The organism is Thermococcus sp. LS2, assembly GCF_012027375.1.
Lineage (GTDB): Archaea > Methanobacteriota_B > Thermococci > Thermococcales > Thermococcaceae > Thermococcus_B.
In genome coordinates this window covers 344884-370415 of the sequence record NZ_SNUI01000001.1, presented here as the reverse complement: position 1 = coordinate 370415, position 25532 = coordinate 344884, and the positions used below count along the sequence as shown (strand labels likewise).

Sequence of the window (25532 nt, the reverse complement as noted above, 5' to 3'; positions counted from 1 at the left end):
CAAATAAGCTTTTCCCTTCGTCAATTGTAAATTTTAGGTTATTCTTTTGCCGATTTTTATCCACAACTATCAAAGAAGTTAAAAACTCTTCTAACAATAAGTTATTTCTGGTGGTGAAAACATGAAAAGAACTTTTCTTGAAAGTCCAAACTTTCCCATAAGGGAAATTAATGAAAAAAGTGCTAAAGAAAAGGGACCGGCGAGACCACCTTATTGGGAGATGGTCTTCTGGTGGACAAGGAAGCCGTTAATTGGAGCAAGAGCTGTAATTGCTGGAGCATTGCTTCCAGAAGACTTCGATGTTGATGAGTTTAAGAAAATAGTAAGGCTTAATGAAAACACTCCCCATCGTTTTAATCCTCAAATTCCAGATAAATACAAGCAATATTTTGAAGGGAAAAGACTTTTAGACCCTTTTGCTGGCTTTGGAAGCATTCCGCTTGAAGGGCTTCGCTTGGGTTTGGATGTTACTGCTGTTGAGTTATTACCAACCGCTTACATCTTCCTCAAGGCTGTTCTTGAATATCCAAAGAAGTTTGGAAAGCTGAAAGTGAAAGTTCCAGTTAAGGAGCTTGAAGCTTTAGGTTTAGACAGCTACGCACGAGAGGCAAAGAAGAAGATAGTAACAAGTGTTGAAGTTCCCGCTTTAGTTTATGATGTTGCAAAGTGGGGTAACTGGATTACTGAGCAACTCAAGAACGACCCAGAGATTAGAGGACTTTACGACGAAGATGTGGCTGTCTACATTGGCACTTGGGAAGTCAAATGTCCGCACTGTGGAAGGTGGACACCAATAGTGGGCAACTGGTGGCTTGCGAGGGTTAAAGACAGCAAAGGCAAGTATCAACGCTTAGCTTACATGAAGCCCAGGAGAACCGAGAATGGCATTGAAATTGAAGTCGTTGATTTAAACCAAATAGTGGGCGATGTTTCAAATGCCAAAGCTGACACAAGGAAAGGAGAGATAGTCTTTGAAGATGAAAAGATAGTCAAGGAACTCAAGCCCAAGATTGAAAAAGGAGAGGTTGATGGAAAAGTTAGAAAAATTGATGGGAAAGAGGTTGTTGTCTTTGAAGTTCCAAAGAGCAATATGGAGTCAAGGAGACAGCAGGCTTTCTGCTTAAACTGTGGAAACGTCATGAGGTTCGTTGATGAAAGTGGCAATCATTACACTGGGAAGAAGGGAGAAGGAGAATTTTACGTCAAGTTTGCCCTCAAAAAGTATCACCAAGGTGACGAGAGCTATGCAAGGCAGAGATTGCTTGTTAAAGTTAAGATTGAAGATAAAGATTTAGTCTTTGAACCAGCAACCAAAGAAGACAGCGCAAAATTGGAAAAAGCTAAAGAGAAAGTCAAGGAGCTGCTGGAGAAAGGAGACCCAGATATTCCGAGGGAACCCATTCCACCCTATGGTAGCTTACTCTTCGGTGCATTGCAGATAATTGGTTGGGGTTTTGACCAGTGGTACAAGCTTTTCAACCCCCGCCAGCTCCTCACGCTGATTAAAATCATTCGCTTCATCAGGGAGGTCGGTAAGAGAGTCGAAGAGGAGAAGCTCAGCGAGGGCTGGGATGAAGAGAGGGCCTTCGAGTACGCTGAAGCGGTGACGACGTACTTGAGCATGGCGATGATAAAGTTTGCAGATTACAACGGAGTTACAACCGCAGCCCATGTTTCAAATCCTCGTGGGGTTGATTTAGCGCATACTCTTACAAGCAGAGGAATTGCAATGAATTGGAACTTCGTGGAGGAAAATCCTCTCCAGCCAAACGCAACCAAATCCGGCATCTTTGTTAACTCAGGAGCATTTTCGAAGATGTTTCGTGGTATTTTGAGAGGCCTTAATTACCTCACCACCGCCCTCGCCCCATCTTCCCAGAAGACCTCCACCGAAATTACACAAACTAACACTGTGAAAGTCCTCCAAGGCGATGCAACCTCCTTGAGCTTTGATGAACCTTTTGATGTGATTGTTACCGATCCACCTTACTCAATTGACGTCCCCTATGCAGAGCTTAGTGACTTCTATTACGTGTGGCTCAAGAGAGCCTTGAGTGACGTTGAAGGAAACAAACTCGCCCCCAGATTTCACAGCGAGGCTTTCTTCAAGAAGGTTGGCAAAAAGTACAAGGAAAGAGAAGTCCAGTGGAAGGAGTTTGCGAGTAAAGAAGTATCAGAGTTCTCTGCGAGGTTCTACACTGAAAAAGAGAAAGAACAGCTTGCCAAAGAGCATTTCAAAAACCTCTTCACTCAGGCGTTCATAGCAATGAAGAACAATCTTAAAGACGATGGAATCTTGGCAACTTATTATGCTCACACTTCTCTTGAAGCATGGGCTACTCTCATTGAGGCGGGCTGGCAAGGTGCAAAATTACAAATCACAACTGCAATTCCATTGAGCACAGAATCAGCAACAAGCATAATGTCAAGAGGTAAACTTTCCCTCGATACCTCTATCATAGCAGTCTGGCGTAAGGTCAAGAGAGATGGCAAGAAAGTTGTTGATGTTAGAGACTTTGTTGAATACAAAGATCCATACACGGGCGAAGTCAAAAAAGTCCGCTTCACGGAAAAGATACAGCTCGTTGCCGAGGAGAAAGCCAGACAGCTTTTAGCCCACGGCTACACTGGCTTGGACCTGCTCTATGGAGTAATAGCCTCGGCTTTGAGCGTAATCACTGAATATGAGGGAGTCCAGAGATACGGAACCAAACTCCCCGTGCTTGAAATTCTTGAAAAATATGTTTATCCAGCATCAGCCCAAGCCATTGCAAAAGCCTTAGCTCAGGAAGTCCACGGAAGGGTATCATCAAAGGAAGCTCTCTTCTACCTCTTAGCCAAGCTACTCTTTGGAAAGGCAAAGGTTTCATCAAATGACGTTGTCTTGCTCTCAATAGCAACAGAGACAAACTCAAGGGAGCTAATCAGTAGCAAGATACTCTTGGAGAAAAAGGAACAGAGTTCAAAGTACTATCAGCTCAACTCACCTCAAAGCGACAACCTCACCAAGCTTGAGGCTTTCTTAAAGAGCAGAGGCATTGATATTGCAAATCCAAAACCAAAGAACGCTATTGATGCCTTGCATCTCCTTGAATATTACGCAAGGAGATATCCAAAAAGTGAATTCAGGAAAAGATATGATGAATTAAAGCAGAAGTACCAGAGCTTTGTTGAAGAAGCTACAAACTTGGCTTTAATATTCACAAGCATGGCAAAGAACCTAAGATGGGACGATGTGGAGTTCAATCTTGCTGAGGACATTGCAGAGAAGCTTGAACTCATAAAGAAGCCCCAGAAGACTTTGATGGAGATTATTGGGAGCTAATTCTTTCGTTTTATTTGAATTTTTCATTATCTTAAAATTTATCTGAGGGATCAAAATGGGACGAAAAAATGATCCAATTAAACGCAGATTAGAAATTTTAAAATTTTTTATTGAGTATCCAAAGAAGATATCTGATTTTCATAAAAGGTTTAGATCTGAGCTTGATGTCCAATTATTAGAAGAGATGCTCAATAATGAACTACTTGCAACTGACTACCCACTTATTGTTGGAACAGGACGAACTTCCAGAGACGAGCTAAAGAATCCCAGCATAGATTATGAGATCAGGATCACAGAAAAGGGACTAAACTTTTATTACCAGGATTCCATTAATAAGAAAGCCCTGAGATATTCGAAGATTGCAGTAGGAATTTCGCTTGGCAGTCTTCTTATTCAGATCCTTATTCAAGTCTTACCAAAACTACTGCATTAGTAATATTAGCAAATGTTTAAAAAGGATTTACTAATATTACTAATGTGATGCACCATGAAACCACCGGTATCAAGGGAGAAAATTTACAGTGTGGTATTTGACTACACAGGAATTCGGATTCCAGAAGTTGCGAGATTAGCTGAGCTGAACTACATTTACACTTACCAAACAATAAGAGCTCTAAAAAGGGAAGGCTACCTCACAACAGCATCAGATAGAAGGATCATACTTTTGGACAGAAAAGGGCTGATATTCAAGTGGGCAAAGGATAAGGAGGTAATACTGAATTCTCTAAGTCCAATAACTATCAAGCTCGTTCCAGATTATGACATGAGGAATTTGGTTCTGTTTTCTGGGAATTCCGCCCTCTGGCTGCTCGGCAAGATAATCAGCCCAGCAGGCGGAATCCTCTATGTGAGTGAGAAAACCTTCAAAGAGCTCATGAAGTTTAAAGATCCCGAAGGCTATCCCTTCAAGGTTTACATTTATGATGACTTCTACTTCAAGATTAGGAAGGAACTTAACGGTTATTACATTCCAAGCTGGGGAATGATTTTAGCAGACATGCTTGTCCAAGGAACGTACACGAGGCTCTTTGACGATGTTTTTGAAACGATCATTTCCATAATTGAAGGTGAGAAGAATGAAGAGGCTTGAACTTTCTGAGGACATACTCCTTGAGGTTTATGATTCGAGGAGCTACAACAATGAGGTTATTAGAGAATCAATAAATGCAATGTTCAAAATTGCCGAGGAGTTGAGGGGAAAGGTTGTCCTTGTTGGCGGCTGGAGTGTGTATTACTGGGTGGATAACGTTTTGGGTTACAACGGCGTCCCCTCAATTGATATTGACTTCCTCGCAAAGGCTGAAAGCTTTGAGGAGATAAGAGAGGTTATGAAGAACCTCGGCTTTCAAAGTGCAGGCTTCAGATTTGCAAAGCCCATCAAAAGCTTAATCGTAAGGGAGGAGGTGAAGGTTGACTTCCTCTTTGACGAAAAGTCCTCACAATTGAGCTTTGACACTCCATTCGCTTCATCAATTTTCAGAAATCGGTATTATTCGAGGGTTCACTTTGAAGTTCGCGACTTTAACAAAAATTTAATTGCTGGAGGAGAAGTTAATGTGGCTTTTCCTGAGGCAGTCTTGGCTTTAAAGTTTGACATTTACACTAACCTTGGAGATTATCCAGATGACAAGAGGGACAAGCACTGGAAGGACATAATTGACGTTTACTCTCTCGTAATGGGCTTTTACAAGAAAAGAGATACGTGGCGTGAAAAGGACTTTTATCTCAGGAAGGACATTCTAAGAGAGCTCTACAAGGCTAAGAGCTACAAGCCAATTTCAATTTATGAAGTTTTAAAGGGAAGTCAGTACAAGGAGGACATTAGAGTAATGCTGACAGACTATGTTGGCTTCAAAGTCTTTGAGGAGAAGCTCTTTGAGAGAAGGCTAAGAGAGCTTGAAACAATAATCAAGTCTTAATAATGGTGGTTGCATGGCAGGTGGAATAAAACATGGCTTTAGGAGAGCCACAGCAGTGACAGGTACAGGAATAGTTGGATATTACTTAATTACAAGAGTTATCCCACCATTGCTTGGAATAACCTCACAAATGGGGTACATAGTGGCCTATCTTGTTGCAATTGTTTCTCTTTACTCCCTTTTTCTAAAGATGAACTACTGGTCAACTGGATATCTAATGGGATGGATAATTGGAATCTATTTCCTTAGAGGGCTCTTTGAACCTTGGGAATGGAGCATACACATGTTAATTAGCATATTGTACTTAGCTAAAAAGCTCAAAAGGAAAATATTTGGATAATCCATCCGAAGAACATAAAAAGATTGGAAACAAAGTTACTCTGGTGAGTGAAATGCTAAGGGAAAAGATATGGAATGATGTTATGGATGAAACACTTGATGAATTTTCTGCTCCAGAGCTTAACGATGTGGTAAGTGGAAGAGCACATAAGATTTATTCTGATGCAAAGGAGTTCTTTAGAAGAACATATTTCAGCGATTCAATGCTAGACCTGATTGAGAAAGTCCTATCAACACTTGAGGGAAAAGGAACTAACGTATTCACGGTTTACTCGCTCTTTGGTGGAGGTAAGACACACACATTGGTAACTCTGTATCACATTCTAAATCATCCTGATGCCCTTCTTGATGAGGAAGTCTTGAGAGATTACGACATTATGAAGAGAAAGAGACTAGAGCATATTGCACAGAGAATAAAATCATTGGGCAAAGTCAATATTGCTGTTATTTATGGTATGGGAGACATAGGAAATCCAATTAAACCACTTGACTTTGGAGTTTACAAAGTCCACACTATCTGGGGCTATTTGGCTCATCTCCTCGGTAGATACGCTGACATAAGGGCATATGATGAGAGTTTAACAGTCCCAGACATAAACAGCTTGAGAGAACTTCTCAAAGAAGGCAAAACGCTGATAATGATTGATGAGGTTGCAGACTATGGAAATAACTTGAGGAGAAGCAACAGAGAGGATGCCAAGAACTATGCCAATAACATTCCAATATTTTTAGAGCGACTTTCAAAGGCAATAATCGGAACCGATAATGTTCTAATAGTCACTTTGCCGATTGAAGTAGAAAGAGGGGTTTTAAGAGAAACCGAGAAAGCCTATGATAAGGATTATCTTGAGGCTCTGTGGAAGGCCGTTGCAAAACTTAGTGGAGAACTCGTTGCTCCTTTAAGAACCGAGAGAGGAAGCAATGATTTAATTGAAGTTCTCAAAAGAAGGATTTTTGAAAAAATTAATCCAAGTAACAAAATCAAAATTATTGAGAGATACATGGTTGATATGGCAAATGAAGAAATTTTTGGTGATACAAGAGACTTCCTGAGAGAGCTTGAGGTTACATACCCATTCCATCCGGATTACTTCACCATAATGAGAACAATTCTTGAAAGAGTGCCTGGACTACAAAAGACAAGAGATCTGATAAAGCTCACAAGAAAAGTTGTTAGAAAAATACACAGAGAGGAAAAAGAATATTCCTTAGTAATGCCCCACCACATTGATGTCTTTGATAATGACCTGAGAGGCCTTCTTTTCCAAGAGAATTATGCTAATTATGCTGGAGTTGTTGATGTTGACCTTAATCCAAAAGTCATAAAGAAATACTCACAACCAGAGCTCGTGAAGATTATTTATGAATACATATTCCTTTCAACGTATCCCTACGATTCTCCAACACCTCTAACAGGATTTCCAGACAAATTTAGGATATCAAGAGGAATTTACGAGGTAGAGATTTTTGAAGCAATGGGATGGGACTCAACAAAGATTCATGATGCCATTGAAGAAATAATATCAAGGAACTACTTTATCCACTTGAACTATGATGATAGGTACAATGTTTTCTGGGTTTGGAGAATAGCAAATGTGAATCAAATGGTTCTCGCCAAGAAAGATGAGCTTCTCAGAAATAAAAAAGGCGAACTTATCGAAAAAGTCACTGCAGAAATTAAGAAGGCTATTGAAGGTAAACCAGGAAAAGGGAAGAAGTCTAAAGGAGAGCAAATCAAGATAACTCTATTTGAACGGAAAGACGTTATCTTTGATCCTCAAATGGGAGACATTGTTGATGACGACAGCTACAAGCTTCTGGCACTCTATTATGAGTATGTCGATGAAGAACTGCTTGAGGATTTGATTCTTAAACATAAGGGAGGAACAAGGAAATTCAGGAATACAATAGTCGTCACGTATCCAACGTCACAAGGATTTAATTCAATTCTAGAAGCTTTCGCGAAAGTTGAAGCCTGTAAAGAGGTTAAAAAAGAAGTTGACAAAATCTACTCCGACTATGGGAAGAACGTTGTAAAGATACAGCAATCAATGATTGAGCACATAGAAAATGCTGCTAAAGATGATTTGTTCACCACAATAGTACAATCCTTCAGAAAAGTTGCATTTCCGGTAAATGAAGGATACCGAGACAGTGTAAAAGCAACTGAAGCTTCAACAACTTCAACATCAATACTTGAAACTGTTTATTCAGTCCTAATTTCACCGGAAGTTGAAAAAGTTGCAGAATATCTTTCGTTTGATGAGTTAAAGGCAATGCTAAACATTGTAGGAATTGACCTAAGCTCAAGACCTTACACTTTTGGAGAGATACGAAACTACTTCCGCATGAATCCAGCGTTACCAATGGTTGAGGATGAGCGAATAAAAGAAGCCCTCAAAGAGGGTCTTTCAAGACTTGAAATAGGAATCTTAACAAAAAGTGGCAAGTTAGTATTCAAAGATGTCAAGGAAATAGTAATAGTAAATGGTGAAATCAAAAAAGAGAGTACGGAGCAAGCCACAATTCATCAAATAACTCTTGATGACAAGATTTTGCCAAAGAGAATTGCGCTTGAGGCCCAAGTGAGTTCTCTACTGCAAAGGGAGGAAACAAAGACAATCGAGAGAGGAAAGAAGAAAATCAGAAGAAAAGTTGAAGTATTTCTTGAGATAGACGGACAGAGAATAAGACTCAAAGACATAGTCGGAGATAAGGAAAATATTTCAATCAAAAATGAAGACATTAACATGCTTGTTGAAGGAAATTTTGTCGTTGTCATTACTGAAGAAGAACTCTCAGATGATTTCAGCGACTTCGAAATTGAAATTTCTCCAGCTTATGTTTCAGCACATCCTGAAGAGCTCATTGAAGTGAAAGTTGTAATAGCTCCAAAGGATCCAAATAAATCATTTGAAGTCAAGCTGAAAGTTGATTATGGAAAACTTAAAGAAACAAATGGAATCGTGCCTTTCGAGACTGTCTGGCATCTAAAGGCTCCAAGAGAAAGCGACGAATTCAGGCTTTATGCTGAAAGTAAAGATGTGGAGCATGTAGCTACCCTAAGAGTAGAAGTAATCAGCCCCACCATACGAACTAGAAAACTCACAGAAGAGCATATTGGAGGGGCATTAATAAAAATTGAAGACATCAGGAGACTTGAACATCTCAAAATATTGCAGGATGCTATTGGTAGTGAGCACATATTGTCAGGAACTGCCATAATAAAGGCCAATGGTTCGAGAGTTTCTATGGACTTGGACAGAATTCCACTCGATGTAGCTACTCAAGTAATTGAAGATTCAAAGGAATATTTAGATGGAAGCGACGAACTCAATGTGGATGTCACGATCCAAGGGGAAGTTACAATTACAGAACTACTACTCAAAAAGTTGTCTGTGTTAAATGACAAAGTGACGTTTGTAGTTGAACTCAGGAGGTAGGATAAATGACGAAATATCTGATAAAATTAAAGTACATCAAACCTATGAAACTGCTATTTGAAAAGGAGCAGAAATTGGCTGAGTTTATTCCTTTTTTACCTATTGAAGGGGAGAACAAATATGTCAAAGGAAAGATTGAAGGAAAAGCAAGAGTATTTCTTCCAGAATTTCTTGATTTTGCAAGAAAGCTTGGCTTTAATATCAAAGGAAAAGTCCTAGAGGGAGAAAATGACGAGAACTACTTAAGACTTTTTGTCTATGCCATGGTTTCACAATTTGTGAAGTCTGAAACTGAGCGTAGGGAAATTGAAAGAACAGTTATGGAGTTGCCGATTTTGGCTCTTAGATATTGGGCTTCAACTTTTAGGAATGCCTATTGGGCGGGAGGAAGAAAACGAGTTAGGAGAATATCAAAGTGTTTTAGGGTGATTTACTGTGATTAGAGGTTTTGAAAGTGAATTTAAAGTTTATTTAGCAAACAGAATCATTAGGAGTAATCCTATTGCATTCTTTTTTGCAATTACAAATCCTATCTCAAAACAAAAGATAATCCCATTCTTACATCAAGCTGATTTGCTTCTGCATCTAATGACTGTTAGACCAATTAGAGTACTGATAGCTGATGAAATTGGATTGGGGAAAACCATAGAAGCCCTTGCAATAGCAAAGTATCTCGAACTTCAAGATGGTATTAGAAAGGTCCTAATATTAACCCCAAAAATCCTTATCGAACAATGGGTCTCTGAAGTTAAAAGAGTTGGAGGCATGCCTTGGATTGTCTCAAGTGGCTCTCAGTTAAAGAACACATTTTTCAAAAGTGGAGTAGACAAGGCATATTACTACATAATGTCAATTGATTTAGCTAAGAGATATCCAGATATTATTGATTCTGTTGGCTGGGATTTAATAATAGTGGACGAAGCCCACAATGCAACGCTTGGCACACAAAGAGACTATTTATTGAGAAGATTAACCAGCAATAAACATAGAAACATAATTCTGCTTTCTGCGACTCCTCATAGAGGAGACTACAAAGACTATCTAAACAGACTTAGATACTTAGACCCAACACTTACCGAGAATTACGATGCATTGGATGCTCCAAAGTTTTACAGGGTAACACATGAAACACTTGTATTCAGAAGAACCAAGGGGATAGTAAACCAAGCTGAAGGGGAGGAAATATTCAAGAAGTGTCATGTTCATTCCTTCATAGTTGATATTAGCGATGTTGAAAAAGAGTACTTCTCAGAACTTCAAAAGATTCTAACAGAGATGATTGCCTCTGATAATATTCCACTATCTTTGCTTGCTGTTATCCTAAGAAAGAGAGCAAGTTCAAGTTATTATGCCTCAATTCAGACACTCAACAGGATGATATCAAAAAGCAAAGGAAAAGAACATCCAAAAAAAGTAGAAGACATCTTACAGAAAATATTTGCTCTTGGTTATGACGAATTAGAAATTGAAGCAGATGAAATTGATGAGGAGCTGAACAAAATAGTTGAAGCTTACGCCGATATTTTGACATCGAGACAAATAGAGAGATTGAGAGGAATCTTGGAGTTAGCAAGAAAAGCTCAGGAAAAAGACAGCAAAATAAAAAACGTAGCAAAACTTGTCAAGTATCATCTTGACAGAGGAGAGAAAATTGTAATTTTCACAGAATACCTGGACACTTTAGAATATCTCAAAAACAATCTCCCCAAATATCTGGGGATCAATGAAACGGATATTGTAACAATTTCTGGCAAAAATAAAGGGGATGTTCATAATATCAAAGAGAGATTCGAACAAGAGAATGGTGCAAAGATATTGATAGCGACAGATGTTGCTGGAGAAGGTCTGAATCTCCAAGTTGCAAATGTCTTGATAAATTATGAAGCTCCATGGAGCCCAATCAAGCTCGAACAGAGAATGGGAAGAATATGGCGTTTAGGTCAGAAAAAAGAATCTTATGTGTACACCGTATTTCTATCAAATAAAATGGATAGAGATGTATTAGAGAACCTTTATCATAAGTTAATGAACATTGACAAAGCCATGACTAATCCCCCCCAACTCATAGGCAGTAAGGTCTACATTGCAAGTGCAGAAAACTTATGGAGAGCCGATTTAGGGTTGCTAAATCTCGATCCAAAGAAAAGGAAGAAAATTAACGAATACACGCTTGTTTTGGAATCAATAAAGGGCAATCTTGGTATTTATGTTAGGGAGTTATTAGCAATGATAAACCAACTCTCTGCAAGATTAAGAGCCAAAAGTGTGTTTCCAGTTATTAAGGGGGAGAAAATCAGAAGTGAACTTTCAAAATATCTTGGCTCAGATTATCTTTCTAGAAAACAAGTTGAGAAAGAGCTTCAAGAATGGCTTTCGTTATTCATCTATGGGGGCAATAAAAAAGCAATAAATCTATGGAAGGAGCTTAATGCCCTACTATTAAAAGGCAATACGGACATTGGAAGCAAAATGATTCTTTTTGTAACGGGGGAAGAAACACTTAGGAGAATCTACTTAGTAAAACTAAAGAATTCCTCCCAAACACTGATTGAAATTCCTGTAGCTATTGACAAGAAGGGAGACATTCTCTATGGGCTCAAACTCCTCGAAGCTCTTAAAGAGATGAGTACACAAATACTAACAGCTGTCCCATATGAGAGTGTTGAAGAAACTAACCAAACAAGCATTGAAAAATTTAGAGATATTGGTAAAATAAAAAGCACCACAAGGAAATTACTTCAAGAAATCTCCTTTAAATGGGAAAAATATGAAGAGCGATTCCGTAAACCCTTAAAGGCTGGACAAGTGTTCTTTCCATTAGACTTTGATAAGACAACAGTTGAAGAGATAGCCATGTTTAAATACATTAGAGAAGTGGAAAGTGAAGAGGAAAAATGGGAAAGAAATTCTCCAACAGAAGAGATACTTAAGATAGAAAAAGAAGCAATGAGAATAGCTATCGAGTATGAAAAACAGAGATACATTAGGAAATATGGAAATGACCCAAGCAAATGGCTTGTGAAAAATGTGTCTTTAGAAGAACACTATGACATTTTAAGTAAAGATTTAGTCACTGGTGAAGTCAGATACATTGAAGTCAAGGGGCATAAGGGGTTTTCTTTATGGGCCGAACTTACAGAAGCCGAGCATAAATTCGCCGAAGACCATGCTCCTAACTATTGGCTTTATTTGGTTGTAAATATTGGAAAGGAACCCATGCTCTTTAGATTCAGAAATCCATTGGAAACTTTAGACATTAAAACGAAAAAACGATATGTACTTTATGTTGGTTAGTTGTTAAGTTAATCCATGATGAATTTTTCTTTTCTTTAACATCTAGGTTTGAATACAATACAGACGTATTTTAGAAGATTTTAAAAAGGAGCTTTCTGAGAGCTCAATTTGAGGCAATTTGTAACATCAAGCTTTAAAGACAATGCACGTATCTTGACCACAATAGTTTTCCTTAAAAGTTTGAAAATAATTTCATATGTAAAAAGGGGGCATGAGAGTGCTGTTTTTGGGTTGGGCTTAGAAATAAAAACAGCATGAAAATGCGAAAATTGATTAATTAAGGCTGTGTTACTCTTGGCTAAATCAATCCTCGGAGTAAAAAGGAGTATTTTTGGAATAATGGTGGGAAATGGTGTGTTGGTTATGTGTTGATATTTAGTGTGGCACTAAAAACTTTGTATGTGGTGGTTTAAAAATAAAAATCAGAGGCATAGAGCATCACGTTATTTCAATGATTGTCACATCATCTAGCAGATTAAGAGCTTTGAAAAGCTCAAGCTTGAATTCTTCCACTCCTTCTTCAAATGATCCCAAGTCACCTTTAAGTGCCGGGTTCTTTGAAATTTTCCTGAGCATTTCGAGTTTCTTTTTAATAATTACTTCATCTGCAATTTTATCGATGAGTCTTCTCAGTTCATCTTTTGCAGTTTTGTCCTGATTTATTATCTTACTAATTTCGGCATAAGCCAAGAGTTTTCCACAATGATAAGCCATCTCGACCTCATACCTTCTCTTTTCCTCATTTTTTGTGGAAGTAATTTTTTTCATGAATTCTAATGCTTTCTCTTTCTCTTCTTTGCTCTTCAATTCAATGTATGTTAGAAGTTCTTTCATATGAATCCCTCCAAGAAAAAATGAAGGCACAAATAGGCACTGTTTGAAAGTTTAGTGTGGTGTGTATTAAATATTGTTTAATGGGGTTTAGCTAAATTTATTCTCTTTTGTTGAGATTCTGAAGATGGGGGGAGAAACAACGTCGTTCGAGTACTTCATCGTCTTTGAATTTGATGTAACTTTGGAGCGGCTTAGGGTCAAAGGTTGCACACGAGAGGAGCTGAGGGACATTGTGAAGAGGAGAAAGCTAAAAAGAGTTAACGATGAATTCGCTGAAGTAATTATCCAGTTCTTTGAGATGCTACTGATTGAGAGAAAATTTAGTGATGAAGCCCGTTTACTATTCTTGATGGATGAAAATAGGAAGGATTGGATTGAAGTTTATTCTAGTGACGTTAGACAGCTTGTTGCTGTTAAACTCTTTTCAAGTGCTGACCTTCTCTGATTTTCTTTAATTTTTTCATTGAATTGTTGCATTTAATATTTGCTTTTTCTATTTCAGCATTGGAAGTGAGTGTCTATTTGTGAATGTGTTTGTCATTTGTGAATTAAATTGCACGTGGGAGCTGTTCTCGATGTAGCTACGTCTTAATGATAAATTCTCCCTACCAAACTTTTATTTTAAAATTTCAAGGAAAGTTAAACCAGTAAAACTTAGAATAACCATTAAACTGTCTGTTTTTTGAAAAAGATTATTGACAGAGTTTTGCTTAAATTAGGATAGTTTAAATGCCATTTCTGGATGTATGGGGAGAATTATCGTCTGGTACGGGTTTGGTATCAAGAATTTCGGGAATTTAGAAATCAGAGCGCTTGGTGTCTTTGGTCTGCATAATAAAAAAATACATGTTTTAAATAAAACCTAAGCTCAAATACATAAAAAGTTCTTAAAATTCTAAATTCAGTTTTTAGATAGATTAAAATTTTCCTTTCCTTTTTGTATTTAGTTTTAATAATAGATTGGGGGAGAAAAAGGTGCCAAGGCTTTCTAAAGCATACCAAACTGTGCCAAAGCCTTTTCTTGCCAAAAACACCAATGATAATGGAGTGCGGGAATAATAAAAGAGTTAGTGTCGTTGGTTTCAAGCAGTATGCAAAAAGCTAGATTTAATTTCTCAACTTATTTTTGGTTACAGTGGTGGTGTGAGATGTGGCGTCAGCTGAACTTAAGTTCAAAATTTTAGAGTATCTTGCCCAAGTAGACGTTGCCACTAGGAATGAAATTATGAAGGCTGTCAATAAGAGTGGCAGGACGTTAACAATGGCGCTTGAAGAATTGGTTAAAACGGGAGCTGTAGAGTTAGTTTCGGAAAATCCTTTGACATACAAGATAGTGCGTGCTAATGTTGTTACAGTTGATTTGAGTGATGTTAAAAGTTATTATGATTTGAAGTTTGAAGTCTTCAAGAAGTTGAGAAGTTTTGGTTGGCGGCTCTCAACTCATGAAATTGTGGCAATTGCACTAATGTATGCAAGATTTACACGGTTTAGACTGCTGGTTTTTGGTAGTCAGGGAGTTGGAAAAACGTCTTTGATTCAGGCAGTCTTTGGCAGGATTGGAGAGCCTGTTGTAGTTCAAGATTTGCATCTAAAAAATCTCTATGAGGTCGTGAGGAGTGTTAAGGAGAGGACTAAGGTTATTGAGCAGCAATATCGGCATGCGTGGGGGAAGGAAACGTTGGAGCGGTTTGATAATTACAAAGTCGTCCCGATCTCGCGAATTGCTCCTTCGGATTTACTGTTCAGGTTTGTTCCAGTTAGAATAACACAGCCTCAGAGACCGGGGGTAGGCTTGTTCAAACCTGTGAAGTTTGAGTTTATAAATGTACCCGGGATAAGAGATATTCCGGATGAATTGTTTTTGAGGCTTGAGGGAGCGTTAAAACATGTTAGGTATTTTACGATTGACCCTACTTGGGTTAGAGAGCGGGTTATGAAGCTAAAAATGGATGAGGTGGTGAATTACACTGATAATGTGAGTGCCGAATTTTATCGCATTAACGCCAGGTATGATGCTAAAATGGAGAATGACTTTGAACTTGTTAACTGGAAGATTCTACATGAATACGATTCACTGTACTTGGACATGGCATCAAATCTTCAACTCCTACTCAATGCAGTGGAAGTGTTAAAATTTAATTACAGCTGGCTTAGGGATGAAGAAAGGGCAGTACAACAAACAGTTGACTTCATGCGAGATGTGTTCGAAACATTCACAATCGTAAAAGAAGAGTAAGTTAGCTTTCTTATCTCTTTTTTGTTGAGAATTCTTCTTGCTAGGTTTTCTAGGAATATTCCAAACTCACCAGAAAGTTCTGGAACCGATACCTAAACAACAAAAACAAAAAGAAAGGAAAAGTTTATCCTAGGAATCGTAGATTACCAAAGACCTTATCATAGATTTCTTGTATTTCTTCAATTGTGTGATGCGAGTAATGCAGTGCATTGATATCGTATCTTATTGAATGACCCATCAGCATCTTTTTGATAGTCGCATTTCCGTTCCGTCGATCCCATTCCTGAGCGAAGAATTTCCGCATGTGTTTTGGCCGGAGTTTCTGGTTTCTAAGTGGACTTTTTTTGCGGAAGGGGCGTTGCAGTTGAGGAACTGTTGCTATTGGATCAGCAAGTGGTGGATTGTAGGTGTCTATGTAATGTTGCAGAAGCTCTTGCACTTCCTTCGTGAAAAACGTGACTCTTGCTTGTTTAGTTTTTGTCATGCTTGTGTTGAGATAAATTCGTCTATTTTCTATGTCCATGTCTTTTAAAGGCACTCTAGCGAGTTCACTAACTCTCATTCCACTAGTTGCCATTAACAACATTGCTACAAGCATTTGGTCGTACTTCTGTTCCTCGAAGCGGTTGCTTAGATAGAGTCCCTCCAATAGCTGAATAAAGTGCCTAATATCATCCACAGTTACTATTGTCATGTCGATGTTAACCTCTTGTGGTGTCTTTATTACATTGACAAGATCAATTCCAGCTACTCTGAGTAGCTTTTTAATGTAAGTGACGTGTCGGCGATATGCAGAAGGGGAATATCTTTGCCGTAATGTATGTAGGTATTTCTTGAGGTCATTTAGTGTAAAGATGTAGTAGCCATTATGTTTTTTCGTTGCATTTTTGATAAAGTTGGTTATGATGTATTCAACGCTCTTTTTGTGATTATGGGAAACGCCTTTAGTCTCAAACTCTAAGAAGAGCATTTCGATGTGTTCTGGAGATATTGCGTAGTATTGGTTCGGATTTGAAACTTGAAGGTAGTTACGGTAGTAGGCTTGCTTGTTACGTTCATGAAATAAGTGTCCTAAGGCTGGGAATTGGCGAGTGGGGCTTTCTTGTAGCTCTTCTGAAATAAGCTCTTTTGTGTCTTTATTCGCTAAAAGAAGCGATTTCGGGAGGGCTTTGGATCCCGCGACCGGGGTTCGAATCCCCGCGGGGCTACCATTAACCCGGGCTCCAGACTTTAATCTTTCTTCTAACACTTCCTCAAACAGTTTTGTCATATTAACGCCATTTTGCTTCGCTAATTCCACTAAATCGGCACGAACAGACAGTGTTACCTTCTTTGCTGTACACTTCTGTACAGAATACGTATTGCCATTACGTATATGCAACACACAGAACCACCTCACATAAAATTTGACAATGGCTTAATTATCGTCAGTACCAAGGTTGCATCATCGGAATTTTCCGTGGCGTTTATTATGTTAAAACACTTGAAGAATTTCTCTCAGATTCCCAGCCGAGTGTCTACGAGTTAATTGCGATGGCTATGGACAAGAAGACTTCACAGTGGTATTTTGGTTTGTTCACTGCTCTCCGACTAAATGGCGTTACTCACGTTACTCTAACTACGTGGGCAAAACGCCCACGATACTTTTTCATAGCGTTCCTTAGACTCCCATTAAAACCCCATCTCACAGAGAAGCACATTAAGAACTACAAGAGGGTAACAACTATCCTAACGGGTGATGAAAAGATATGCCTCTCTTTAGCATCTTAAAACTCTCAGTTTAGGAGCCTTAGAATTAGCTGATTTCCTGCTGTAGTTCTTAATTTGCTTGAGGCTAAAAACTGTAACTACCCTAGTTACACAAATTTTATATCTCGAACTTCTTTCACGTTCTCGTTGGGGGTTGCTGTATGAACAAGCGTTATGTCCTGAATCTACAAGAGATTAGCAGAAAAGATATCACTCTCGTCGGCGGCAAGGCCGCTACCCTTGGCGAGCTGTTGGCTTCAGGTTTTCCAGTTCCGCCGGGTTTCGTTGTGACGACTCTTGCCTATGATCTTTTTGTATCAAAGAACCATCTGGACGAGGTCATTGAGCGCGCCCTGAAAGAGAGACCCGTTGATGGTGAGGCCATTAGAAAAGCATTCCTAAGCGCCCCAATACCTGAAGAGGTGGCACAAGCTATTCGTGTTGCCTATCAAACTATGGGGTCTGGTCCTGTTGCCGTGCGTTCGAGTGCGACGGCTGAAGACATGCCTCATGCTGCATTTGCGGGACAGCATGAGACTTTTCTTAACGTAGTCGGTGCCGATGCTGTTATAGAGGCCGTACGCCGTTGCTGGGTTTCTCTATGGGACGATCGTGCAATAACATACCGTGAGAAGATGGGAATAGACCACAGAATGGCAAAAATGGCCGTTGTAGTTCAACGCATGGTACCAGCTGAGGCCTCGGGTGTTATGTTCACAGCTAACCCTATCACGGGGGCACGAGATGAAGTAGTCATAAATGTGAACGTTGGGCTTGGTGAAGCCGTTGTATCTGGTTTGGTAACACCCGATCACTACGTCCTCCGCAAAACCCGTTTTGGCTGGCGCATTGTGGAGAGACGTCTTGGTCGGAGAGAAGTTGTTGTCAAGCCCAAGGCTGAGGGGGGAGTTGAAGAGATCAAAACATCGAATGTCACTCAACCGGTTGTGTCGGACGATATTTTAAAAAAGCTCGCAGACCTCGGCGTTAAAATCCAGAGCTATTTTGGCAGGCCGCAGGACATTGAGTGGGCATTGGCCAACGGGAAAATATTCATCCTCCAAGCACGTCCCATCACTACACTCCCCGAACCTCTGCCGAAAGTGGGTAAACTCAACAGGATGCTCATAAGGACGCTGGCAGAGATAATCCCGGAGAGGCCCTATCCGCTGGACTTGGCATGGATTGAGACCATTTTCTCCAATGCAGTAGGCAAGATTGCACGTTATTTCGGCATCAAAGTGCCCGCTTTGGAACAGATCTTCGTGGAGGAAGACGGTATACCTGTGAAAGTTCGTCCTGACTTCTCCATACGTCCCTCATTGGGGGTGTTGCTGGCACCCTTCCGGCTGATATGGTTAGCTTTACGGTACGACTCAGCAAAATGGGAATCCGACCCGCTCCTCTCCGAGATTCAAGCCCATGTTGATTCACTGAAAAAGCGCGATCTGGAAGGAAGCACGTGGGAGGAGCTTCTTGATACGGTGCACGAGGCACTCTCAATACCGTCTCTGGCGGGTGAAATACGTAAACGGTATCTCCCCAGAGCATTGATATCTGCTGGGATAATAGCTCTCTCACTGAGGATGCTTAGGCGCAGGCAACTGCTCTCAACCCTCCTCTTCACGTGCATTAACACAAAAGTTACCGAGGCAAATGCTGAACTGGAGAAGCTCGCAGAGATAGTAAGGAAAAATCCTGAACTCATAGAGCTCTTCCGTACATATGAGCCGAAACAGCTGATTTCTGTTCTTGAAAAAACACCAGCAGGTCAAAAATTCCTATCCGAATTCGAGGCATTCCTCGAAAAATACGGACATCGTGAAGCCAGGGGCTCGGCGTTGATTTCCCATGGGACGTGGAAGGAGGAGCCGGAGGTTGTTCTTGGAATAGTCAAAAGTCTCGCCATCTCGAAGTTGGAACATGGAAACTCTTGCGCGAGATTTAGAGAGGCCCTCGATCAAGTACTAGCTCATCCACTGTTGCGTTTACGGCTTTTCCGCTCCATGTTTCTGAGCGTTCTTGAAGAAGCGCGTCAGCTCCACAGACTCCGTGAGGACGGGCGCTTTTACGCTATGATGCCAATACCGATACTAAGACGCGCTCTATTGACAATGGGCAAACGCCTAGTAGATGCCGGAGTACTGGAGGTTCCTCAGGACATCTTCTACCTAAAGCTAAGTGAAATAGAGCAGATAAAGAAGTGGCCACTCTCAGAAGATACTGCAGAGAAACTCCGTGCTCTCGTGTCTCGGAGGAAGGAAAAATGGGCGAGCCTAAAGGACAAGCCCTTCATAGACCCGCGGTTGTTGTACGTCCAAGATAACTCTGAGGATGCACAGAGGGCCCTGCTGGTTGGCATACCTGGCAGTCCAGGAGTGGCAGAAGGTTATGCCCGTATAATCAGAGACAGCTCGGAGTTCCACAAGCTCCGGCCTGGAGATGTGCTAGTTGCACCTTACACAACTCCAGCCTGGACACCCCTCTTCCGGCTGGCAGTGGCGGTGGTGGTTGATACCGGTGGGCCATTGTCCCACGCCGCAATTGTCGCACGCGAGTACGGCATTCCTGCAGTTATGGGGACGGGAATAGCTACAAAAGTGCTCAAGGACGGGCAGTACATCCGGGTTGACGGCAACAGGGGGTTGGTTTTCTCCGTTGAGACCGAGCGAGAGGAGGTGAGCAAATGACGGACTACGATGTCAAATACGCCTGGAGAGTCACCCCTCTCCTCAGTCTTGCATCCCTCCTTGTTCTTTATACTGAGGCAATGTTAATACCGAGCTTACCTTATATCCAGCGGGAATTTAACATAACGCAGGCCGATGTGTCGTGGATCCTCACGGCCTATTTAATCACAGGGACAATTTGTGCGCTGATCTTTGGTACCTTGGGTGATATGTACGGGAAAAAGAAGCTCCTCTTAACGGCCCTTTCTCTTTACACACTCGCCCTGATACTTAATGGGTACGCTCCCACCTTTAGAGCGTTGCTTCTCTCAAGGGCCGTACAAGGCGTGGGCATGGCCATGTTGCCCCTCGCTTACTCTTTAGTCCGAGAGCAGTTCCCCCGGCGGCTTGCACCTATGGCTCAAGGGCTCATCTCCGCCATGAATGGGGTCGGAATCATAATTGCGTTTCCGGTAGGGGCATGGATTGCACAAAACTACGGGTGGAGGACCACTTTCCACACGGTTGCTCCTTTTGCTATCCTACTGGTTGTATTAATCGCTCTATACGTACGGGAAAGCAAGTTCATCCAGCATGATAAGAGGATAGACTTGGCAGGAATAGCTCTTTTCGCAATCTTTCTGGTGTCCTTCTTGATAGCCTTATCAAAAGGTCCTCAGTGGGGATGGACATCTGAAAAGGTTATCTTTCTGATAATGTTCTCCGTCATTTCCCTTTTTGCATTCCTTTTCCATGAGGCCAAAACTGAGCATCCTTTTATTCCTCGAGAGATCTTTAACAGGAATGTTAAGGCCGCTGTCTTTGCGACTTTTGTCGTGGCATTTGCATTTCAGATAAACTCGCTGACTCTGACGTATTTGCTACAGATGCCCAAACCCCATGGATACGGGCTTCCCGTGTTCAAGGCTGGCCTTTATATGACACCTCTTGTTTTAACATATCTGGTAACCGCTCCTATAGCAGGTCGCGTTATACTCCGGGTGGGGGCAAAAACCCTCTCCGTTTTTGGAATCTTAACGGCAGTGTTGGGATACTCGCTGGCCGTTCTCCACCTCTATGATGGAGTTATGTATGTGCTAGGATTTATGAGTGTGGGTTCTATGGGAATGGCTCTCCTGAACGTGTCTCTAATTAACCTGTTAACGTTCTCCGCTCCCCGGGAGAGGCTGGGATTAACAACGGCCCTTTTTACCACTTTTAGAAACATTGGCTCTTCCATAGCTCCTCCTGTGGGCGGAGTGATTCTCACGATATACCGTGCTGATACTGTTCCCTCCCCAACAGCATACTATGTTAACTTCTCAATAGTGATTGCGATGTTTCTGATAGTGCTGATCCCGATATTTTTTGCAGAAGAAGTTCTAAAGGATTAAAAGAACTCTCTGCGTTTATTTTTTGCTTATGCAAACGCCAGCGGCTCAAGCAAAGATATATATTTAGCTGGGGAGCTATAGGAATTGGAGGGGTGTGATTACGGTGATTGAACAGGAGATTATTGAGAAACTTAAGCTTCTTGGTCTCAAGGAGTACGAGGCAAGGGTCTATGCCGCTTTAGTAATCCTTGGGCCTTCGAAAGCGAGTGAGATAGCTAAGGAAAGTGAAGTTCCGAGGCCAAAGGTTTACGATGTCTTAAAAGAGCTTCATAAGAAGGGTTTTGTGGATATAAGCGAGGGAAGTCCTACATACTTTAAGGCTACTGATCCTGAAAAAGTGGTTGCCTCCCTTAGGGATATGTACATTAAATCGGCAGAGGATGTCATAATCAAGCTGAAGAGTTATCAAAAGGAACAGAGACAAGAATGGTTTCCAATCTGGTATTTACAGGGCGAGTGGAACATAAAACGTAACGTTGAGGATTTAGCAGAGAGAGCTGAGGAGGAGTTCATCTCAGCACTTGTTGACTGGAAACTAGGGTTTAAGTTCAAGAAAGCGTTCGAAATTGCAAAGCGTAAAGGACTGGATACAAAAATAGTCCTCCCCAAACCCAAGGGAAATAAACGCTATATCGATACTTTAAGTCAGCTTGGAGAAGTGTTTCTGATATCCATAGAAAAGGCTCTAGACGAGGAACAGGGGAATTTTGAATTACTCACGAAGGCACTATTCACAAGCGAGATGTCTTACAGCGTGGAGGGGATCTTTATTAGAGATGGACGGGAGTCTATTATGGTCTACCGGGAGGGAGAAATACTAAAAGGTCTGATCGTAAGGCTTCCGTTCATACCGATGTTCCAGAGGATGATTGTTCTCTACTTAATCGAAAAATCAACACAATAAGGAATCCGAATTTTTGTGGATCTAGCTGGCGAAGGGTATCATCGAGGGTCTAGATTTTATCCTCTAGTTGGGTCAGTTTATTTTCTGCACGATCGGAGTTGAAAATGATGCAGAAACTTCTTTTGAAACCTTTAAGAATAGGAAAGGAACAAAAGCTCACCACTTCTCAAGCAGATATTCTTTTTCCTTCAAGAAAATCTTTGCTCTCTCTTGGATGATTGTCTCTGCTTCCGCCGTTGTTAACTCTTTCGTCTTTTCAACGAAATCAGCAGTCTTTGCAAAGTAGAGCGGAATTAGTGGTTCAGCGTTCTTGAGGATTCCGTTCTTGTATGCAACTGCTCCATCAAAGAGAACGTGGCTCCATAGAGTATCATCAAACTCAAATGTTTCAAGGGCTTTGGTAACTTGAGCAAATGTCTCCTCACTTAGGGCTTTCTTTAAAATTGCTTCATTTTCCTTGAAAAGCTCCCTAGATTTTTGTTTTAAAAGCTCGATGGTAACTTTAACTTCTTCTGGCTCTTGCCATTTAATGCTCCCAAAAGTTTTAACTTTTTTAATTTCCTTAACTGGTCTCCACTTCTCCTCGTATTTTCTCATTAACATAAACAGAGTCCCAACAACTTGGTTGAACATCGGGCCGAGAGAAGCAGCTGGATCCTTTGGATTGTGAATCTTTAAACCTAGAGCTGTTTGGATTACTCTGAATCCCTCAGCTAGGGCTGTTGTGGTTAAAAAGATATCAACACCGAATCTTGCAACATCTGTCTTCCAAATTTCTTCATCCGCTAAATAAACATCAATCAGCTTCGCACTAATCCCAAAGTCTCCCCCAATTGGCTGTCTAACATTGTAGCCATAGAGAGATGCTGTCATTGGATAGGCGATGTTGTTCGTTATCGTTCCATCATATTTGTGCCTTATATAGAGCGGAGCGACGAAATCGTAGCCATCTTCAATAGGCTTAGCAAATTTGTAAATCCACTCTGGGGTTATGCTCCTCAAATCGCTGTCAACAAAAACAAGAACATCAACACCTTTTTCCTTTGCAAGCTCCATAAGCTCTTTCATTGCACTGCCTTTGCCGGGAATTGGCCACTTATAAACGAAGCTCATCACTTCCACTCCTTCTGGGACTTTGGTCTTCATAACGACTTCTCTCGTTCCATCACTACTTCCACCATCTGCGTTTGCTATAATGCCTCCTCCGAAGTATTTTTTCAATCCTTCAGCAGCTTGCTTAACTACAAAGCCTATGGTGTCAGCGTTGTTGTAGCTGGGTATCCCCACCATAACTTTCATTTTTATCACCTGAAAAATACAACCATCTAAAGTGGTTTATAATGAAAAATGTTATATACTTTTTGTTTGCTTCCCAATATTAGTGATGTCCTATGCCAGAGCGTAAATTGAGAGTAGGCGTTGTAGGCTGTGGAAATATCTTCAATTTAGCCCACAAAAATGCTCTTAAGAACATCGAAACAATAAAAGTTGTATCCGTTATGGACATTAAGGGAAAGAAAGCAAAAGAAGCTGCAAAAGAGTTTAATGCTAAGTATTTTACAAATTTGGACGAATTTCTTGACTTAGATTTGGATGTTGTTGAAATTCTAACCCCAACTTATACTCATGCTGAGATTGCAATTAAAGCACTGAAAGCTGGCAAGCATGTTATTGTTGAAAAGCCAATCGCCTTAAGAAGTGAAGAAGCTGAAAAGATGATTAAAGTTGCAGAAAAAGAAGGATTGTGGCTTTTGGTTGGACACACGAGGAGATTTGATAAGAGATGGATGCAGATAAAGGAAATTATCAAAAAGAGGAACATCTTGCCAATGCAAATTAGAAAAGCAGAGGTTCAAAGACTTCCTTTCCCGGAAACTGCATGGTACTGGAAGCCTCACAAAGGTGGTGGGGTTGCAATTGATTTAGGAGTTCATGTCACTGATTTCTTGAGGTGGTTCTTTGAGAGCGAACCTATTAGGGTTCTTGGAATTGGAAAAGCAATAAGGAAGGAAGCGAGGGTTAACAACACATACGATCACTTTGTCATGATGATACAGTTTGAGGGAGGAAAGACTGGAATAGCCGAGGTGAGCTGGGCATATTCATATCCAGCCCGTTATGGTGTGTTTTATCATCATCTCGACATTCTTGGCAAAAATGGAAGAATAAGATACACTCCAATGGACACCCCAGTTGTCGGTGTCGTTAAGAGCCACTTTGAAATGCCTCGCTTTTCACCGATGCTCTCGACATTTCCAGATGCCTTTGAGAGAGAACTGAGGCATTTCTTCAATGTGATCCTTGGAAAGGAAGAGCCAGTGATTACAGCAAGAGATGCACTAATAGCACTTCAAATTGCTGAAAAAGCCATTGAATCTGCTCACAAAGGGGAACCTATTGACCTCAAGGGGGTGATAGCATGAAAATTAACATTGGGATTATAAGCTATGCTCATCCTCATGCCATCAGATACGGCTCAACTTTTGCTTCCAACCCAAAAGCTAAGCTTTATGCAATTTCCGGGGATGGTTCTAATTCTGATGTTGCTAAAAGGGAAGCTCAGAGACTTAAAGCTAAATTCTACAAAAACTATGAAGAGTTGCTGAAGGATGAGAAAGTTGATGCTGTTTATGTCGCAATCGAGACCTACCGCCATAAGGAAGTTGCTCTTAGAGTTATTGAAGAGGGGAAACATCTTCTCCTAGAAAAGCCAATTGCTTTGACTCTTGAAGATGCTGACGAAATTATCAAAGCGGCTAGGAAAGCTGGAGTTAAACTGATGGTGCCTTTCAATCCGAGATTCACAATTCCCCTTAGAAAAGCAAAGAGCATGATTGAAAACGGAGAAATAGGGAAGTTGGAATACATTTATGCAATTTCGGAGTATGTTAAGCCGCCAATATTCTTGGAAGGCTTGGACATGACTTGGTTCCTCGATGTTAGAAAGTCTGGTGGCGGGGGTTTTATGGACACTGCACCACATGGAATTGATTCTCTCCTCTGGTTGACAGAGAGCGATGTTAAGAGGGTTTACGCTGATATTGGCTCAAAGATTTATGGATTCCCAGTTGATGACGTTGGAACTGCGGTTTTAGAGTTCAAGAACGGAGTTACTGCCGTCTTAAATGCTGGCTGGGGCAATCCAAGAGGGTATCTCTATGGACTCGAAATAAAGTACTACATTCTTGGAAAAGACGGCTTTTTGGACATAAGGACAGCGTATCCCGATTTCACAGTATATCAAGATAGGGCTGAAAAGATATATTGGGAGAGAGCGGATGTTGAAAATATCGTTAGATGCTTTATAGAGTCCATACTTGAGGATAAAGAACCTCCAATAACTGGAGAGGACGCAAAGAGGAACTTGGAGATAGTGTTGGCAGCTTATGAATCCTCAAGGACGGGAAAGGTTGTGAAGCTTTAGCT

At 40.7% G+C, this 25532-nt stretch carries 20 protein-coding genes; 17 read left to right on the top strand and 3 right to left on the bottom strand.

Features of this window, described 5'->3' with window-relative positions:
* The first annotated feature begins 121 nt into the window (after positions 1 to 121).
* From E3E24_RS01905 to E3E24_RS01865, 9 genes are all read left to right on the top strand, one after another.
* The gene (locus tag E3E24_RS01905; protein ID WP_167915560.1) at positions 122 to 3325 is read left to right on the top strand and encodes a DUF1156 domain-containing protein; all 3204 of its coding nucleotides are present in this window, start codon (positions 122 to 124) and stop codon (positions 3323 to 3325) included.
* 55 nt (positions 3326 to 3380) lie between these two features.
* Positions 3381 to 3758 carry a hypothetical protein gene (locus E3E24_RS01900; RefSeq protein WP_167915559.1) on the top strand — a complete coding sequence of 126 codons (378 nt, stop codon included), beginning with the start codon at positions 3381 to 3383 and terminating at the stop codon, positions 3756 to 3758.
* 54 nt (positions 3759 to 3812) lie between these two features.
* Positions 3813 to 4415, top strand: coding sequence for a hypothetical protein (locus tag E3E24_RS01895; RefSeq protein ID WP_167915558.1), 603 nt, complete (start codon positions 3813 to 3815; stop codon positions 4413 to 4415).
* Positions 4402 to 5244 carry a hypothetical protein gene (locus E3E24_RS01890; protein ID WP_167915557.1) on the top strand — a complete coding sequence of 281 codons (843 nt, stop codon included), beginning with the start codon at positions 4402 to 4404 and terminating at the stop codon, positions 5242 to 5244. Before E3E24_RS01895 ends, E3E24_RS01890 begins: the two co-directional genes overlap by 14 nt.
* Before the next feature lie 13 nt (positions 5245 to 5257).
* Positions 5258 to 5584, top strand: coding sequence for a hypothetical protein (locus tag E3E24_RS01885; protein WP_167915556.1), 327 nt, complete (start codon positions 5258 to 5260; stop codon positions 5582 to 5584).
* Positions 5585 to 5636: 52 nt separating this feature from the next.
* A complete protein-coding gene (locus E3E24_RS01880) occupies positions 5637 to 9026 on the top strand; it encodes a DUF499 domain-containing protein (RefSeq protein WP_167915555.1) in 3390 nt (1129 codons plus the stop codon).
* Positions 9027 to 9031: 5 nt separating this feature from the next.
* Complete coding sequence (locus E3E24_RS01875; protein WP_167915554.1) at positions 9032 to 9469, top strand: hypothetical protein; 438 nt, start codon at positions 9032 to 9034, stop codon at positions 9467 to 9469.
* Complete coding sequence (locus E3E24_RS01870; RefSeq protein WP_167915553.1) at positions 9462 to 12320, top strand: helicase-related protein; 2859 nt, start codon at positions 9462 to 9464, stop codon at positions 12318 to 12320. Before E3E24_RS01875 ends, E3E24_RS01870 begins: the two co-directional genes overlap by 8 nt.
* Before the next feature lie 108 nt (positions 12321 to 12428).
* A complete protein-coding gene (locus E3E24_RS01865; RefSeq protein WP_167915552.1) occupies positions 12429 to 12578 on the top strand; it encodes a hypothetical protein in 150 nt (49 codons plus the stop codon).
* Between the two features lie 180 nt (positions 12579 to 12758).
* Here the strand turns inward: E3E24_RS01865 and E3E24_RS01860 are convergent, their stop codons facing one another.
* Complete coding sequence (locus E3E24_RS01860) at positions 12759 to 13154, bottom strand: hypothetical protein (protein WP_167915551.1); 396 nt, start codon at positions 13152 to 13154, stop codon at positions 12759 to 12761.
* 124 nt (positions 13155 to 13278) lie between these two features.
* On the opposite strand from E3E24_RS01860, the gene E3E24_RS01855 reads away from it, so the two are divergent.
* Positions 13279 to 13599 carry a hypothetical protein gene (locus tag E3E24_RS01855; RefSeq protein ID WP_167915550.1) on the top strand — a complete coding sequence of 107 codons (321 nt, stop codon included), beginning with the start codon at positions 13279 to 13281 and terminating at the stop codon, positions 13597 to 13599.
* Positions 13600 to 14304: 705 nt separating this feature from the next.
* A complete protein-coding gene (locus E3E24_RS01850; RefSeq protein WP_167915549.1) occupies positions 14305 to 15390 on the top strand; it encodes a hypothetical protein in 1086 nt (361 codons plus the stop codon).
* Between the two features lie 124 nt (positions 15391 to 15514).
* Here E3E24_RS01850 and E3E24_RS01845 read toward each other — a convergent pair whose 3' ends face one another.
* Positions 15515 to 16774: a tyrosine-type recombinase/integrase gene (locus tag E3E24_RS01845; RefSeq protein WP_167915548.1), complete on the bottom strand. Its 1260-nt coding sequence runs from the start codon at positions 16772 to 16774 to the stop codon at positions 15515 to 15517.
* A 149-nt stretch (positions 16775 to 16923) separates the two neighbouring features.
* Here E3E24_RS01845 and E3E24_RS01840 point away from each other — a divergent pair, with 149 nt between their 5' ends.
* The 4 genes from E3E24_RS01840 to E3E24_RS01825 all read left to right on the top strand — a co-directional run bounded on the left by E3E24_RS01840 (position 16924) and on the right by E3E24_RS01825 (position 22106).
* On the top strand, positions 16924 to 17160 hold the full coding sequence (locus tag E3E24_RS01840; protein ID WP_167886389.1) for a hypothetical protein: 237 nt from the start codon (positions 16924 to 16926) through the stop codon (positions 17158 to 17160).
* Positions 17161 to 17300: 140 nt separating this feature from the next.
* Positions 17301 to 19829, top strand: coding sequence for a PEP/pyruvate-binding domain-containing protein (locus E3E24_RS01835; protein ID WP_167886388.1), 2529 nt, complete (start codon positions 17301 to 17303; stop codon positions 19827 to 19829).
* Positions 19826 to 21202, top strand: a complete 1377-nt coding sequence (locus tag E3E24_RS01830) for an MFS transporter (protein WP_167886387.1) — start codon at positions 19826 to 19828, stop codon at positions 21200 to 21202. The genes E3E24_RS01835 and E3E24_RS01830 overlap by 4 nt, the downstream gene beginning before the upstream one ends.
* A 103-nt stretch (positions 21203 to 21305) precedes the next feature.
* Positions 21306 to 22106: a TrmB family transcriptional regulator gene (locus E3E24_RS01825; RefSeq protein WP_167886386.1), complete on the top strand. Its 801-nt coding sequence runs from the start codon at positions 21306 to 21308 to the stop codon at positions 22104 to 22106.
* Between the two features lie 156 nt (positions 22107 to 22262).
* Here the strand turns inward: E3E24_RS01825 and E3E24_RS01820 are convergent, their stop codons facing one another.
* On the bottom strand, positions 22263 to 23405 hold the full coding sequence (locus E3E24_RS01820) for a glycosyltransferase (protein WP_167886385.1): 1143 nt from the start codon (positions 23403 to 23405) through the stop codon (positions 22263 to 22265).
* A gap of 92 nt (positions 23406 to 23497) precedes the next feature.
* Between E3E24_RS01820 and E3E24_RS01815 the strand changes: the two genes are divergently transcribed.
* Both E3E24_RS01815 and E3E24_RS01810 read left to right on the top strand, forming a co-directional pair.
* Positions 23498 to 24529 carry a Gfo/Idh/MocA family protein gene (locus E3E24_RS01815; RefSeq protein ID WP_167915547.1) on the top strand — a complete coding sequence of 344 codons (1032 nt, stop codon included), beginning with the start codon at positions 23498 to 23500 and terminating at the stop codon, positions 24527 to 24529.
* On the top strand, positions 24526 to 25530 hold the full coding sequence (locus tag E3E24_RS01810) for a Gfo/Idh/MocA family protein (protein ID WP_167886383.1): 1005 nt from the start codon (positions 24526 to 24528) through the stop codon (positions 25528 to 25530). Before E3E24_RS01815 ends, E3E24_RS01810 begins: the two co-directional genes overlap by 4 nt.
* Positions 25531 to 25532 lie beyond the last annotated feature (2 nt).